Source organism: Campylobacter sp. IFREMER_LSEM_CL1097, from assembly GCF_025772225.1.
GTDB classification, from domain to species: Bacteria; Campylobacterota; Campylobacteria; order Campylobacterales; family Campylobacteraceae; genus Campylobacter_D; species Campylobacter_D lari_D.
Map to the genome: position 1 here is coordinate 1 of NZ_JAKMRT010000028.1, position 14,133 is coordinate 14,133.

A 14,133-nucleotide genomic window follows, 5' to 3' on the forward strand; every position below is an offset into this window, starting at 1 on the left:
TCTACATTTTCTTCTACATTTTCTTCTACATTTTCTTCTACATTTTCTTCTACATTTTCTTCTATATTTTCTTCTATATTTTCTTCTATATTTTCTTCTATATTTTCTTCTATATTTTCTTTATCTAAGCTATCTGAAAAAACTAAATCATCTTCTGTTTTCTCTTCATCTATTAACTCACTTGTCGCATTAAACATATCATCATTTTTTAATCCATCACCTAAATTCTCTTCAAAAAAATCTTCTTGTAAGTTTAAATCATCTTCACTCAAATTTTCTTCATGTTCAGACAAATCAATACCTTCTAAAAGTTCATTTCCATCCAAAGGCATATCTTTACCAACAACTTCCTCATCATCAAAATTTAGTTCATCTTCGCTCAAAGCATCTTTTTGAATATCATCCAAAACCCCATCTCCACTTAGAAGATTTATAAAATCGGTAGGTAAAAACGGTTTATACAAACATTCTATACCTTCTTTTTGTTCTAGGTTTCTAGGTAACAAATAAATCAATCTATCACATTTACTTTTTAAATCATCTAAATCAGCCTCAATATCATGATCTATAATAATTACATCATAAAATCCCTCAAGCTCCTCAATATCCTTGAGTTCCTCAAAATCATAACCTAATTTTTGAACCCCCAAACTAATTAATTTTGAAACAGCTATATTGGAATTTATTAGCAAAACCCTCATTATCATCTCCCAAGAATAAAAAATACATTATTTTAAAACATTTTTAATTATTTAATGCTTATATATTAAAAAATAACAACTCCATATGCTCAAAACTTTTTACTATTAAATTTTTAAAATATTGCATCATAATAAGTAAAATAGCAATAAGAACCGCGAAAGACAAAAATATCTTGATAGGATAACCAACCACTAAAAGATTAAATTGCGGCATAGTTTTCATAAGCATGCCAAAAATCACATCTGATAGTAAAGAAATAGCTAAAACAGGAAAAGCCATAGAAAAACCAAGCACAAAAATATTTACCATAGCTTTATTTAAATAAAGCATTAAATTTTCATGTGGATAAAATCCACCTAAACTAATATATTCCAATGAATTAGATATAAAAAGCAAAATCAAATGATGTCCATCAAAAGCTAAAAATACAAGCAAAGCTAATAAATTTAAAACTTGTGAAATTACAGGAGTATTTGCACCTGTTGTGGGATCCATAACACTAGCCATTGAAAAACCCATAGTAAAAGAAATCTGCTCACCTGCCATTTGCAAAATGGCAAAAGTCATTTGCAAAATCATTCCTGCTATCATCCCAAAAATAACTTCACTTAAAAGATATAGAATAAAAAAAGAATCAGGTGTATTATTTTCAAGTTTAGCTAAAGGGTATAAAAACATTGTTAAAAACATTACCAAAGTTGTTTTTACCACCAAAGGAATACTATTATGAGAAAAAAAAGGGAAAAAAATTATCAACCCACTCATTCTAGCAAACAAAAGCATGAAAATAACTACATTTTCATCACCTAAATATTTAACAAATTCCATGGTTGTTTAAGTGAAAAACCTTATCACATTTTTTAGCAAGCTCTTGATCATGCGTAACAAAAATTAAAGCTGCATTGTTTTCTTTGATATAATCAATCAAAATATCCATTACATTTAAAGCATTTTTAAAATCTAAATTTCCGGTAGCCTCATCTGCAAAAATAATTTTTGGCTTCTTGCTTAAAACCCTAGCTATACTTACTCTTTGCTGTTGTCCACCGCTTAGTTTTGTGATTTTTTGATTCATTAAATCTGCAATATCAAGTTTTTTTAATAATTCATAATCAATATTCTGCCCACTTAAAACACTCGCAAGTTCTATATTTTCAAAAGCCAAAAAACCTTTAAATAAATAATGCATTTGAAAAATAATACCAAAATCTTTTCTACGAATTTCTAGCAAAGCTTCATCATCTAAGTCGTATAAATCTTGATTATTATAAAAAACTTTTCCCGATTGAGGTTTTAATAAGGTAGATAAAATATGCAAAAGAGTAGATTTACCACATCCACTGCTTCCACATACTGCAATACAATCTTTTGTATTTAAAGTAAAATTTAAATTTTCAAAAAGCGGAATATCAAAACTATGGTTTAAATTTTCCGCTTTTAAAAGTTCCATTTTTAACCAATTTGTGCAGCAACTTCAGCAGCAAAATCTTCAGTTTTCTTTTCTAGGCCCTCACCTACTTCAAAGCGAATAAATTCGACTATTTTGATAGTTCCACCTAGTTCCTTTTCTTTATCAGCAATTACTTGTTCGATAGTTTTTTTATCATCCATTACATAAAACTGACCCATTAAAGTAAGTCTGCTATCAAGTTGAGAGTTATCTGCTATAAAACTATTCAACTTACCTGGGATAATATTAGGCCAAATTTTTTCTGGCTTACCTTGTGCTTGAAGTTCAGCCTTAATAGCTTCTTCAGCTGCTTGAATTACCTCTTGAGTTAATTGTTTTCTGCTTGCATATTTTGGAATTTTATGCTCTGGTTTATTAGGATCTTTTAATCTTCTTCTTTCTTCATTTTCTTTTTCTAACTCAGCAACTAAAGCTTTATACTCATTTTCTACAAAATCCATATCAAGCTCTTCATAAGATAAATAACTTGGCTTCATTGCAGCAATATGCATACAAATATGTTTTAAAAATTCTCCACACTTGCTAGCCGTAGCTTCACTATCACAAGCTGCAGCAATAACTACACCAACTCGACCATTAGTGTGAATATAACCATTTACTATGCCATTAGCACCTGCTTTTAAAGTAGCAAATCTTCTAACAACTAAATTTTCACCAATAGTTGCAATTTGGCTTTTTAAGTACTCTTCAAATTTAACACCATTAATCTCACTTGAATGTAATTCTTCAACATTTTGAAGACTCTTAGCTTGAATATGTGCTGTTGTATCTTTTGTTAAAGCAATAAATTGTTCATTTTTAGCAACAAAATCTGTTTCTGAATTAATTTCACTTACAGTTGCACATTTAAAATCATCACTTACTTTTACACTTACTAAACCTTCAGCAGCTAAACGATCAGCTTTTTTATCAGCTTTTCCAAGTCCTTTTTCTCTTAAAAGTTGCACTGCTTTTTCAAAATCACCATCTGTATCTTTTAAAGCATTTTTACAATCCATCATACCTGCGCCAGTACTCTCGCGCAGTTCTTTTACCATTTGTGCAGTGATTTCAGCCATTACTCTTTATCTCCTTCAAAATCTTCTTCACTCATAGCTTCTTCTAAAACTTCTTTTTTCTCTTCTTCAGAAATAGGCTGTTCTTCGCTAACTTCACCATCTTGCTCTCTTAATGCTTTACCTTCATTGATTGCTTCAGCCATTTCTTGACAGAAAAGTTGAACCGAACGAATTGCATCATCATTTCCTGGAATTGGAAAATCAACTAAATCAGGATCGCAGTTTGTATCTAGTGGAGCAACTACAGGGATTTTTAATCTATTAGCTTCTTGTACTGCAATTTTTTCTTTAACAGTATCAATAACAAAAATCATATCAGGTTGAGTTTTCATATATCTAATACCACCAAGATATGCTAGTAATTTTTCTTTTTTTCTAGTAAGCATTAATGCTTCTTTTTTAGTTAAAAGTTTAATACTTCCATCTTCTTCCATTTTTTCTATAACTTCTAATTTTCTAATTGATTGGCGGATAGTTCCAAAATTTGTCATCATACCACCAAGCCATCTGTGATTTACATAAGGCATACCACATTTTTCAGCGTATTCTTTAATCGCTCCACCTGCTTGTTTTTTAGTTCCAACAAATAAAATTGTCTTACCTTCTGCTGCAGCGTCACGAACAATGTTATATGTATATCTAAAATATCTAAGCGTTTTTTGCAAATCAATTACATAAATACCTTTTCTTTCACCAAAAATAAATTTTTTCATTTTTGGATTCCATCTTCTTGTTTGGTGTCCAAAGTGTACACCACACTCTAACAAATCTCTCATGCTTACCATGAAATTCTCCTTGAAATAAAATAATTAGGTTTATTCCTCCGCATTCTTTAACCCATAAGCAACCTAATAAGGAATTAATGCGTGTGAAATGAAAAAATATTATATCAAATTTTATTTTATATTTAGCTTATTATTGAAGAAAAAGAACGCCACAAGGCGTTCTTTGAGTAAATTAGTGCAGTTTAGACCAAACTGATCTTTTCCAACCTATAGCAAAAATACTTAAGATAGCAAAGAATATCATAATATAAATTCCTGTTTGTTCTCTTTCTTCTTTTTTACTATCACCAACTTTTTCAAGATAACTAATAACTTGAGTTTGTGCTTTTTCATTTAGACCAACTCTTGGCATAGCAGTTCCATGAATTTTCTTTTGAGGTTCATTGATGAAGATTTCAAGATAATGCGTGCCTTTAGAACGAATCATCATAGATAAATCCGGAGGTGTCATACCAAGATAATTTTTTAAATCACTCATATTTGAACTTGAAACAAAACCATCATACTTTACATCATGGCATCTTCCGCAAGCATTTTCAAATGTATGTTTGTTTTTAGCAAAATCAAATTCTTTTGCAATTAAAGCCGTTTTTGCTTGCTCTGAAAGCTCTTGGTTTTTAGCATATTTTTCTTCTAAATCTGCTTTTAATTTTGTATCAAATTCCTTCTCATACTCACTAGCTGTATTTTTAAAGAATGCAATTAAATCTGCTAAATCTTGATTATCTTGTGCTTCATCACCACTTAAAGGATAAGCAGGCATTAAGAATGGATTTTCATCATTAAATTTATGTGAAATTTGCAAAGCCTTAACTGGATCAACAATCAGTGCTGCTAAAAATTTCTCATCATAAATAGCACCCGCATCACTTAAATCAGGAGGTGTTACACCTAAAGAAGAATCTGTAATAGTAGCAGGAATTCCGACGGCTTTCACACCATGACATGCAATACAATTTCCTTCAAAAAGCTCTTTTCCTTTTTGTGCATTACCTTTGCTAAAATCGATTTTTGCGATTTTTTCCCATAATTGCTTGGTAGCTTCTTCTTGGCTTTTAGCAAGCTCTAATGCTTTTTGAGCATTAGCTATAGCTTTTTCACTTCCTGAAGCATTAGCATCTATTGCAGCTTTTTCTTTTAAAGCAACTTCGCCTTTGGTAAATTCTGCATCAGCTTTTGCAAAGTCAAAATTAACTGGAGTTGAAGGAGGATTCATCACTGAATGTGCATAAGGCTCAACCCCCCAATAAACTAAACCTGTGAAAAAGACAACTACAAAAAATATTTTTAATTCTCTCATTATTAGCCCCTTTTTCTTTCCATGATAGTAATAATTGGTAAGACTACTAACAATAATAGTAAAAATACCATAGAAGCATAAAATCCTATCCAAGCATTAATTCCCGTTGGAGGAAGCTTTCCATAAACTGTTAGTACAATTAAATCTATCAATAACACCCAAAACCATACAAAAAACATTGGTCTTTCGTGTGCTGGTTTTACAACATCACTTCTATCAAGCCAAGGCAACAAGAAGAAAATAATTTGTGCTATACCAAACGCTGCAAGACCTATATCAAAAGCTTTAATGCTTCCAACATCAAAGAAAAATCCTCTTAAAACTTCATAACTCCATAAGAAATACCACTCAGGATAAATATGAGGAGGTGTTTTTAAAGAATTTGCTGGGTCAAAGTTAATTGGATCCATTGCGAAATTAAATTTAAAACACACCAAATAGAAAAAGAAAATCATAAATAACGCAATATACATAAAATCTTTAGCTAAAAATCCTGGCCAAAAAGGAATAACTTTAGAACCTTTTGTATCACCTGCTAAATATTTTTCAGCTTCCAAATCAAAATCAATTTCTTCTGAAATTTCATTATTTACATGAGGAATTCTTAAAGAATAAAAGTGGAATGCAATAATTGCTAAAATTACAATTGGCAATAAGCACACATGCAGCATAAAAAATCTAGTTAAAGTTGGATCTGATACTGCAAAATCTCCTCTTATCCAAATAACTAATGCATCACCTATAAAAGGAATTCCACCAAAAAGCTGAGTAATAACTTGAGCAGCCCAAAAACTCATTTGTCCCCAAGGCAACATATACCCACTAAATGCTTCTGCTGAAAATACAACAAATAAAAGCATACCGCTAATCCAAATCATCTCACGACCCTTTTTATAAGAGCCATAATAAATTCCTGTTAACATATGGATATATATGATTAAAAACACAACTGAAGCAGCCACACCATGCATATGACGCCAAAGCCAACCATACTCTACTTCTTGCATGATAGTTTTATTAACACTATCAAAAGCCAAAGCCACATCTGGCTTATAATACATTACTAAAAATAGACCTGAAATAAATAAAATAGCAAAAAGAGTTGTTAGGATAACACCCATTGCCCATAAGAAGTTAATTTGTTTTGGTATCCAATACTGAGCCATTAAAACATTAAAAAGCTTATTTACAGCTAATCTTTGATCAAGCCAATCTATAATACCACTAGCTTTTTTTATCTGTGCCATATCAAGCCTCCGCAATCATTTTTTTATATTCTGGACCTTCTTCACCTAACACTAATTTAGTTCCATCAATTCTAAAAGGAGGAATGTCCAAAGGTCTTGGAGGAGGACCAAATACATTTTTACCACTAGTGTCAAATTCGCCACCGTGGCATGCGCACTTAAACAATTTCTCACTTGGAGCATAAGCTGGAATACAGCCTAAATGCGTGCAAAGACCAATAACTACAGTATATGCAACATCACCCACAATAACATCCCTACTGCTATCTTTTGCCATATCCGCATCTTTTTTTAAGATAAATATAGGCTTTTTACGCCACTCGATTGTTCTTAATTCGCCTTCTTTCATACCAGAAAGATCTACGGTAGTAATACCTGCTGCTTTTACACTTGGGAGCGGATCCCATGTTTTTTTCATTGCAACTAATGAAAAAGCACCACCCACAGCAGCTACCGTTCCAAAGGCAAAGCCCATAAAGCTTCGTCTACTTTCAGATGTAGCCATTTTACTTCCTTTGTTTTGATTTATTTGTTGTAAAGTATAGCAGTTTATCTAAAAAATAATAAATTTTTTCTTTATATAAAAAAGCTTTATTTAAGATATGCAAGTATTTATTTAAAATAACAGAAGTGTATTTATTTTCAAATCAAAACAATAGATAAGTAATATCATCTATTGTTTTTCATTTTGATATAAATATGCAAAATATCTAAAGCAGCAGGGGTGATGCCACTAATTTGCGAAGCAGCAAAAATAGTTGGCGGATTAAATTTTTGCAGTTTTTCCACCACTTCATTACTCAAACCACTTACACTTTTAAAGTCAAAATTTTCAGGAATTTTTAAGTCATTTAAGTTTTTCATTTTTTCTATTTGTGCTTTTTGCATTGCTATATAATGATAATATTTTGCTTCATTTAAAATTTCATTTAAAGAATACTCATCCATTTTTGCAAACATTTCATCTAGAGCTTTTAATTTTTCTATATTAAAACTCGCTCTTGCAACAATTTTTTGCAAACTTACTATTGAGGTAATTTTTTCTTCTTTAATGCTTTGCAAAAATTCATTATTTTGATTGCTTGGTGTCCATGTAGTTTGAAGTAAAAACTCAAGTCCTTTCCTAACATTTTGCTTTATATTATCAATATATGCATAGTCTTCTTGACTTAAAAGTTTAAAATTATGTCCATATTCTCCAAGTCTTAAAATAGCATTTTCTTCTCTTAAGAGCAGTCTATATTCAGCTCTTGAAGTAAACATTCTATAAGGCTCTTTTGTGCCTTTCATTACTAAATCATCGATTAATACCCCTATATAAGCCTCATCGCGTCTTAATACAAAAGGCTCTTTTTCATCAATTGCTAAAACCGCGTTCACTCCTGCCATAAAACCTTGTGCAGCTGCTTCTTCATAACCAGTAGTTCCGTTAATTTGCCCAGCACAATATAAATTTTTAATCTTTTTAGTTTCCAAAGTATGTTTTAACTCCGTTGGATCAATATAATCATACTCTATAGCATAGCCAAAACGCGTGATTTTAGCATTTTCAAAACCTTTTATACTTCTTAACATCGCAATTTGCACTTCATAAGGAAGTGAAGTAGAAAAGCCATTAATATAATATTCAGTAGCATCTTTAGTTTGTGGCTCTATAAATAAATGATGACTTTCTTTATCACCAAAACGATTAATCTTATCTTCTATGGAAGGACAATATCTTGGACCTATACCTTCAATTTGTCCTGTAAAAAGCGGAGCGCGGTAAAAGTTACTTTTTATAATCTCATGTGTTTTTAAATTTGTTCTTGCTATATAACATGGAAGTTGATTGGGCTTGAAATTTTTTGTTTTAAAACTAAAGGCCTTAGGGTTTTCATCTCCGGGTTGAATTTCTAAGACACTAAAATCAATACTTTTAGCATCTACTCTTGGACAAGTTCCTGTTTTTAACCTCCCTACTTTTAAACCACTTTGTTTTAAATACTCACCCAAATTTACAGACGCAAGCTCACCTACCCTACCTGCTTGAAGCTTAGTTTCACCTATATGGATAAGTCCATTTAAAAAAGTTCCTGTTGTAAGTATGATTTTTTCAGCAAAATATGTATTTTCTAAATTAGTTTTAACGCCCTTAACTTCATCATTTTCTATAAGTAAAGACAAAGCTTGCTCTTGAGAGATTTCTAAATTTTCAAGTTTTAAAAGCTTATTTCTAGCACAAATTCTATAAGCGTCCATATCAATTTGTGCTCTACTTCCACGCACTGCAACACCTTTGCTTTCATTTAAAATTCTAAATTGAATTCCAGCCTCATCGGTAATTTGTCCCATAAGTCCACCCATAGCATCAAGCTCTTTTACCAAATGTCCTTTTGCTAAGCCGCCTATAGCAGGATTACAACTTGCAGCACCAATTTGCTCGATTAAAGTAGTTAAAAGTAAAGTTTTTTTGCCCATTCTAGCGACAGCAGCACTAGCCTCAACCCCAGCATGCCCGCCACCTATTACGATTATATCATACATATTTTGACCTCATTTTTATAAAAAAGGCAAAAATTATATAATATTTTTTAAAATAAAACACTAAAAATACTTTTTGAAATTTAAAAGTTTTGGATAAAATCTCATAAAAATTAAAGGTATTGAATGTTTAATGGATTAATCCGCGAATTAGCCTTTGTCAAATCATATCAAAACAACACTTTAAGATTAAAAGCAAGTTACAAACCAAAACTAGGCGATAGTATAGCAGTTAATGGTGCGTGCTTGAGCGTAACAAAACTTTTTGATGATGGCTTTAATCTTGAACTTTCTTATGAAACAAGAACTCACATAGCTATTGAAAATTTAAAAGACTATGTGCATATTGAACCTGCGTTAGCTTATGGCGATAGAATAGATGGGCATTTAATGCAAGGACACATTGATGGTATTGGCGAAATTACTAATATTTCTAAAAAAGAAAACGGAGTTGATTTTTATATTAAATGCCCTGATAATATACAAATTTATATGGCAAATAAAGCAAGCGTAGCTATAGATGGAGTAAGTTTAACTATCAATGAAGTTTTAAAAGATAGTATTCGTTTGACTATTATTCCTATAACCTTTAATGAAACCTTGTTTAAAAATTACACCATAGGAAGACGCGTCAATATAGAAAGTGATCTTTTAGCAAGATACATATACAGACAATTAAATTATAAAAAAGAAATTTCATGGCAACAAATAGACAAGATTACATCACTTTATTAGAAAATGATTTCGCAAAAGCTTTTGTAGCCTTTGATCAAGATTATAATATTTTTAGAGCAAAAATTTGTAATAATATTTTTCCTCGGGAAAATTCTATAAAAAAGTGTGTATTTTTAAATCAAATTCATTCTAATATCATCACTCATTATAATAAAGATTTTCACTTTAATGCTGATGGGATAATTAGCAATGAAAAAAATATAGCTTTGTGTATTTTAAGCGCTGATTGCCTGCCTTTGCTTTTATATGATGATAAAAATAAAACCATAGCAGCTTTGCATTCAGGTAGAAAAGGTTGTTTTGAAAATATCTTAAAAGAAGCTGTTTTGAAAATGCAAGAAAGTTTTAACACTCAAACCAAGAATTTAAAACTCATCATTTCAGCAGGAATTTGTGCTAAAAATTATGAAATTAATGGCGAGGTTTTAAACCACAGCAAAGAAAATTTTGCGCATTTTTTACATGAAAATAAGCTTGATTTAAAAGCATTAGTTAAATTTCAAGCAAAAGAATTAGGTATTAATGATATTTTTGATATCAATCTTTGCACCTTTGATGATGAGAGATTTTTTTCTTATAGAAAAAATCAAACTCCAAAGCGCATTGTTAGCGTGATTTATTTAAAGGATTAAAATGTATGAAGTAAAAAATCTACTTGCTTTAAAAATTCTACAAAAAGCTAGAGAATTTGGTGATAATGACTTAAGCAATGAACTTTTAATCACTCAAATGCTAAATCATACCCCACAAACTCTAAATCAAAACGATACTAAAAATTTAAATGAATTTATCATAACGCTTATAAATGCTAAAGAAAAAGCTAAAATGAGCAATAAATAATTTTAATTTTTCCAAGTTAAAATAAATTTTGTTCCTTTCTTTAACTCACTTTCTACTTTTATTTTTATATTATGTTCTTTACAAATTTTATCTACCAAAGAAAGTCCTATACCAAAACCACCTTGATTTTCATTAAATCTTGAATAACGCTCAAAAATATTAGCCAAATTTTCCTTTGCTATGCCACAACCACTATCTGCTATTATAAGTTTTTGCTCTAAAAGTGCTATTTTAATATGTCCATTTTTTATATTATATTTTATAGCGTTATTAACAAGATTATCAAACATTTTAAAAAATTGCTCTTTATTAGCATAAATTTTTCCATCATTTTCCAAGCTAAGCTCTAAGTCGATATTTTTTTGCTCTAAAAATATCTTGAAATACTCCATTCTTTCTTTAATCAAGTCTTTTAAAAATATCCAATCCTTTTTAGCCTCATAAGCTTGAGAAAAATTTAAAAAAGTTAAATCTGAATACAAATGACTCAAAGTCAAAGCAGCTATTTTTACACGCTTTAAAGCCTTAATTTCTTCAAAATTCTTTTTTCTTTCTAAACTCTCTACACTCATTAATATTGCACTAATTGGGGTGTTAATCTCATGAGTGGTATCTTTTATAAAATTATTTAAAAACCTTATTCTTGCTTCTAAAGGCTTGAGTGCAAATTTAAGTATTAAATATCCTACCAAACTAACAAAAATCAAAGAAAGTACCATAGCTAAAGCAACTTTAAATCTTATAAATCCAAGTTCTTTAGAAATATCATCACCTTGTATTAAAACTCTTAAACGATTTACATCTCCTAATATTTCTAAAGCACTTTGATTTTGATTATCAGCAAGTAACAAGCTATTTAAATTTATATCAGCTACATAAATCAAAGTGTTATTATTATAAATATTCGCATTATTTAATTTAAAAAAAGTTGTTTGAGCAGGTAAATCAAGATTAGAAAAATAAACCTTAGTTCTATCAAATATTGCAAATTTTATATTAGAAATTTGAGCTATTTTCTTAGCACTTTTTCCTATGGGTTCAAAACGCGATTTTTCCATTTGCAAAATCACAAAACGATGTTCTTGTCTTAGCTTTATGCTATATTCGCTTATTAAATCTTCTATTAACTTAGCATACCATATACCAAAAAGCACTATAAGAATACTTCCTATACTTACTAAATACAAAGAAAGAATTTGCCATGCAACGCGCTTGGCTTCATGCATAACAATACCCTCTTCCTCTTTGATTGATAATGCTTTCTTTTCCTAAAATTTTTCGTAAATTTTTCACATAAGCTCTCAAACTAAGCTCACTTGGCTCTTGGTCATATTCCCAAATTTCTTCAAAAATATAAGCAGTATCTATAAATTTACCTTTATTTTTCAAAAGTAATGATAAAAGTTTTAATTCTTTTAAAGGTAAAGACAATGGCTTATCGTTTTGATATAAAGTTTGCGATATAAAAGCAAATTTAAAACCATTTCCCAAGTCCTCATAATCTTCATTTTTATGCGCAAAAGAACGCTTTAAAATAGCATTAATCCTTATTTTTAACTCCTGCAACTCAAAAGGCTTTTTGATATAATCATCACAACCACATTCAAATCCTTGTTGTAAATCCATAGTAGTATTTAAAGAGGTCATAAAAATAGCTGGGGTATATCTACCTGCTTCTCTTAAATTTTTAAGCACACTAAAACCATTTCCTAAAGGGACTTTTACATCAAAAATCCATAAATCAAAATTTTTCTCATAAGCTTTATCTTGTGCATCTTGAGCATTATCCACCAAAATCACTTCAAAGCCTTCTTCTTCTAAAAACTCACTAACAATTTCCCCTAAGTTAATATCATCTTCTAGTAAAAGAATTTGCGTAGCCATTTTAAGCCTTTATATGCTATTTTAATTTAGATTATTATATTTTTTTTATGTAAATTTAGTGTGAATTTAGCATATTTAAAGGCAAGTATTTATAAAATATTAACTATTTTATTGAATTTAGGATTTTATTATGTTGCCAAATTGGGATCAAAAATATAGTATTAATAATGAAAAAATTGACGAACAACATAAAAAACTTTTTGAACTTGCCGCCAAAGTGGAAGAAATTTCAGATAGGCCAGTTTATCAAGTCGAGCTTAAAAAGATAGTTGCTGAATTTTTTCACTATATTAAAATTCATTTTCAAGATGAAGAATCCTATATGGCTGATATTAATTACCCTTATCTAAATCAACACAAACTCATGCATAAACAAATCACAAAATCCATGATAAAACTCATACAAAGTATAAAAAGTACAAATGATTTAAAAGAAAAATTATATATAGTAGTTAATTCATGGTTGATAGAACACATCATTCAGCATGATATGATGATAGAACATTGGCGTCAAAACACCCAAGCAAAGAATTCTTCAGATACTTTCGAAGAAGAAGCTCCAAAACCAAAAAAATTCTTATATCAATGTCAATGCGAAGGAAAAACACACAAGGTTCCTTATGATATTCATTTAAAAATGCAATATTCTAAAGTGCAGTTTAAATGTAAAGAATGCTCTGCGAATTTAATACAATACAAAGAAAAAATAGAAATCTAATAAAAATTAATAATAATTTAAAATATAGTAAACTATAATGCTTACAAAACTCTTCTAAATATAAACAAGGAGCTAACATGCTACCAAAATGGTGTAGTAAATATAGTATCCATAATGAAGAAATTGACAGACAGCATAAAAAACTTTTTGAACTTGCTGCAAATGTCGAGATGATTTCAGATAAACCTATCCATAAAGGACAAATTAAATTTTTACTTGCAGATTTTTTTAATTATATGAAAGAGCATTTTGCCGAAGAAGAAAAATACATGGCAAAAATAGGTTATCCTGAACTTTCTAACCATCAAAAAATTCACAAAAGTATCATCCAATCTATGATTGATTTAATTCAAAATCTCAAAAGCACCAATGATTTAAAAGAAAAACTTAATGTCATTGCATCTAAATGGCTTTTAGAACATATTTTAAGAGAAGATATGAAGATAGAAAAATGGCATCAAGCACAACTAAATAAAAATGCCAATACTATAACTTTTCAAGAAACTCAAGAAATTTATGAATATATTTGCTCTTGTGTAAATAAAATTCACAAAGTTCCTTGCGAAATTCACCAAAAAATTCAATTAAACAATGCAAGTTACAAATGTAAAACTTGTCAAGAAGCTATCAAACTAAAACAAAGGCTATAAAATGAACAAACGCTACACCTTAACTATTCCATTAGAGCTTTATGAACGCTTAAATCAAACTGCGAAATTTTCTAAAAAGAAAAAAGCTGAAATTTTACGCAATGCTTTGGAAAATTATCTTGATGAAATAGAAGACTTTGCTCCAGCCATAGAAGCTTTAGAAGATTTAAAAGATGGAAATAGTAAAAAGTTAGATAACATTATAAAAAAATTAAAATGT

Annotated in this window: 16 protein-coding genes and 1 pseudogene; 6 read left to right on the forward strand and 11 right to left on the reverse strand. The window is 29.8% G+C overall.

The features are described 5' to 3' along the window. The 9 genes and pseudogenes from L8W64_RS08460 to mnmG all read right to left on the reverse strand — a co-directional run. A pseudogene (locus L8W64_RS08460) lies at window positions 1–701 on the reverse strand (hypothetical protein); the annotation flags it as partial. 58 nt (window positions 702–759) lie between these two features. Continuing rightward, window positions 760–1,530 carry a flagellar biosynthetic protein FliR gene (gene fliR / locus L8W64_RS08465; protein WP_220567140.1) on the reverse strand — a complete coding sequence of 257 codons (771 nt, stop codon included), beginning with the start codon at window positions 1,528–1,530 and terminating at the stop codon, window positions 760–762. Next, on the reverse strand, window positions 1,517–2,152 hold the full coding sequence (locus L8W64_RS08470) for an ABC transporter ATP-binding protein (RefSeq protein WP_133318668.1): 636 nt from the start codon (window positions 2,150–2,152) through the stop codon (window positions 1,517–1,519). The genes fliR and L8W64_RS08470 overlap by 14 nt, the downstream gene beginning before the upstream one ends. 2 nt (window positions 2,153–2,154) lie before the next feature. Beyond that, the gene (tsf, locus tag L8W64_RS08475) at window positions 2,155–3,231 is read right to left on the reverse strand and encodes a translation elongation factor Ts (protein ID WP_039626638.1); all 1,077 of its coding nucleotides are present in this window, start codon (window positions 3,229–3,231) and stop codon (window positions 2,155–2,157) included. Continuing rightward, window positions 3,231–4,016, reverse strand: a complete 786-nt coding sequence (rpsB, locus tag L8W64_RS08480; RefSeq protein WP_087700911.1) for a 30S ribosomal protein S2 — start codon at window positions 4,014–4,016, stop codon at window positions 3,231–3,233. Before rpsB ends, tsf begins: the two co-directional genes overlap by 1 nt. A 172-nt stretch (window positions 4,017–4,188) precedes the next feature. Then, on the reverse strand, window positions 4,189–5,316 hold the full coding sequence (locus L8W64_RS08485) for a c-type cytochrome (protein WP_263673481.1): 1,128 nt from the start codon (window positions 5,314–5,316) through the stop codon (window positions 4,189–4,191). Between the two features lie 2 nt (window positions 5,317–5,318). Next, a complete protein-coding gene (locus L8W64_RS08490) occupies window positions 5,319–6,563 on the reverse strand; it encodes a cytochrome b (protein WP_220567136.1) in 1,245 nt (414 codons plus the stop codon). 1 nt (window position 6,564) lies between these two features. Further along, window positions 6,565–7,068: a ubiquinol-cytochrome c reductase iron-sulfur subunit gene (gene petA / locus L8W64_RS08495; protein ID WP_133318665.1), complete on the reverse strand. Its 504-nt coding sequence runs from the start codon at window positions 7,066–7,068 to the stop codon at window positions 6,565–6,567. Window positions 7,069–7,232: 164 nt separating this feature from the next. Further along, on the reverse strand, window positions 7,233–9,089 hold the full coding sequence (gene mnmG / locus L8W64_RS08500; protein WP_263671828.1) for a tRNA uridine-5-carboxymethylaminomethyl(34) synthesis enzyme MnmG: 1,857 nt from the start codon (window positions 9,087–9,089) through the stop codon (window positions 7,233–7,235). Between the two features lie 123 nt (window positions 9,090–9,212). On the opposite strand from mnmG, the gene ribE reads away from it, so the two are divergent. From ribE to L8W64_RS08515, 3 genes are read left to right on the forward strand one after another with little or no spacing between them, the layout of a single operon-like run. Further along, on the forward strand, window positions 9,213–9,821 hold the full coding sequence (gene ribE / locus L8W64_RS08505) for a riboflavin synthase (RefSeq protein ID WP_263673483.1): 609 nt from the start codon (window positions 9,213–9,215) through the stop codon (window positions 9,819–9,821). Further along, window positions 9,785–10,453: a peptidoglycan editing factor PgeF gene (gene pgeF / locus L8W64_RS08510; protein ID WP_263673484.1), complete on the forward strand. Its 669-nt coding sequence runs from the start codon at window positions 9,785–9,787 to the stop codon at window positions 10,451–10,453. Before ribE ends, pgeF begins: the two co-directional genes overlap by 37 nt. Before the next feature lies 1 nt (window position 10,454). Continuing rightward, window positions 10,455–10,661, forward strand: a complete 207-nt coding sequence (locus L8W64_RS08515) for a hypothetical protein (protein ID WP_263673486.1) — start codon at window positions 10,455–10,457, stop codon at window positions 10,659–10,661. A gap of 2 nt (window positions 10,662–10,663) precedes the next feature. Here the strand turns inward: L8W64_RS08515 and L8W64_RS08520 are convergent, their stop codons facing one another. Continuing rightward, a complete protein-coding gene (locus tag L8W64_RS08520; RefSeq protein ID WP_263673488.1) occupies window positions 10,664–11,887 on the reverse strand; it encodes a sensor histidine kinase in 1,224 nt (407 codons plus the stop codon). Then, entirely contained in the window at window positions 11,880–12,545 is a 666-nt protein-coding gene (locus L8W64_RS08525) for a response regulator transcription factor (protein ID WP_263666116.1), read from the reverse strand. The genes L8W64_RS08520 and L8W64_RS08525 overlap by 8 nt, the downstream gene beginning before the upstream one ends. Before the next feature lie 130 nt (window positions 12,546–12,675). On the opposite strand from L8W64_RS08525, the gene L8W64_RS08530 reads away from it, so the two are divergent. The 3 genes from L8W64_RS08530 to L8W64_RS08540 form a co-directional block, all read left to right on the forward strand. Next, window positions 12,676–13,263, forward strand: a complete 588-nt coding sequence (locus L8W64_RS08530) for a bacteriohemerythrin (RefSeq protein ID WP_263671833.1) — start codon at window positions 12,676–12,678, stop codon at window positions 13,261–13,263. A gap of 77 nt (window positions 13,264–13,340) precedes the next feature. Further along, on the forward strand, window positions 13,341–13,913 hold the full coding sequence (locus L8W64_RS08535) for a bacteriohemerythrin (RefSeq protein ID WP_263673490.1): 573 nt from the start codon (window positions 13,341–13,343) through the stop codon (window positions 13,911–13,913). Between the two features lies 1 nt (window position 13,914). Then, window positions 13,915–14,133: CopG family transcriptional regulator (locus L8W64_RS08540; protein ID WP_263666114.1), on the forward strand; the 219-nt coding region annotated here is incomplete at its 3' end.

What these genes read in the sequence shown, in the direction of transcription:
- fliR (WP_220567140.1), bottom strand. Translation starts at nt 1,530, where the DNA reads ATGGAATTTGTTAAATATTTAGGTGATGAAAATGTAGTTATTTTCATG.
- L8W64_RS08485 (WP_263673481.1), bottom strand. Translation starts at nt 5,316, where the DNA reads ATGAGAGAATTAAAAATATTTTTTGTAGTTGTCTTTTTCACAGGTTTA.
- L8W64_RS08490 (WP_220567136.1), bottom strand. Translation starts at nt 6,563, where the DNA reads ATGGCACAGATAAAAAAAGCTAGTGGTATTATAGATTGGCTTGATCAA.
- mnmG (WP_263671828.1), bottom strand. Translation starts at nt 9,089, where the DNA reads ATGTATGATATAATCGTAATAGGTGGCGGGCATGCTGGGGTTGAGGCT.
- L8W64_RS08525 (WP_263666116.1), bottom strand. Translation starts at nt 12,545, where the DNA reads ATGGCTACGCAAATTCTTTTACTAGAAGATGATATTAACTTAGGGGAA.
- tsf (WP_039626638.1), bottom strand. Translation starts at nt 3,231, where the DNA reads ATGGCTGAAATCACTGCACAAATGGTAAAAGAACTGCGCGAGAGTACT.
- L8W64_RS08535 (WP_263673490.1), top strand. Translation starts at nt 13,341, where the DNA reads ATGCTACCAAAATGGTGTAGTAAATATAGTATCCATAATGAAGAAATT.
- L8W64_RS08515 (WP_263673486.1), top strand. Translation starts at nt 10,455, where the DNA reads ATGTATGAAGTAAAAAATCTACTTGCTTTAAAAATTCTACAAAAAGCT.
- rpsB (WP_087700911.1), bottom strand. Translation starts at nt 4,016, where the DNA reads ATGGTAAGCATGAGAGATTTGTTAGAGTGTGGTGTACACTTTGGACAC.
- ribE (WP_263673483.1), top strand. Translation starts at nt 9,213, where the DNA reads ATGTTTAATGGATTAATCCGCGAATTAGCCTTTGTCAAATCATATCAA.
- L8W64_RS08530 (WP_263671833.1), top strand. Translation starts at nt 12,676, where the DNA reads ATGTTGCCAAATTGGGATCAAAAATATAGTATTAATAATGAAAAAATT.
- petA (WP_133318665.1), bottom strand. Translation starts at nt 7,068, where the DNA reads ATGGCTACATCTGAAAGTAGACGAAGCTTTATGGGCTTTGCCTTTGGA.
- pgeF (WP_263673484.1), top strand. Translation starts at nt 9,785, where the DNA reads ATGGCAACAAATAGACAAGATTACATCACTTTATTAGAAAATGATTTC.
- L8W64_RS08520 (WP_263673488.1), bottom strand. Translation starts at nt 11,887, where the DNA reads ATGCATGAAGCCAAGCGCGTTGCATGGCAAATTCTTTCTTTGTATTTA.
- L8W64_RS08470 (WP_133318668.1), bottom strand. Translation starts at nt 2,152, where the DNA reads ATGGAACTTTTAAAAGCGGAAAATTTAAACCATAGTTTTGATATTCCG.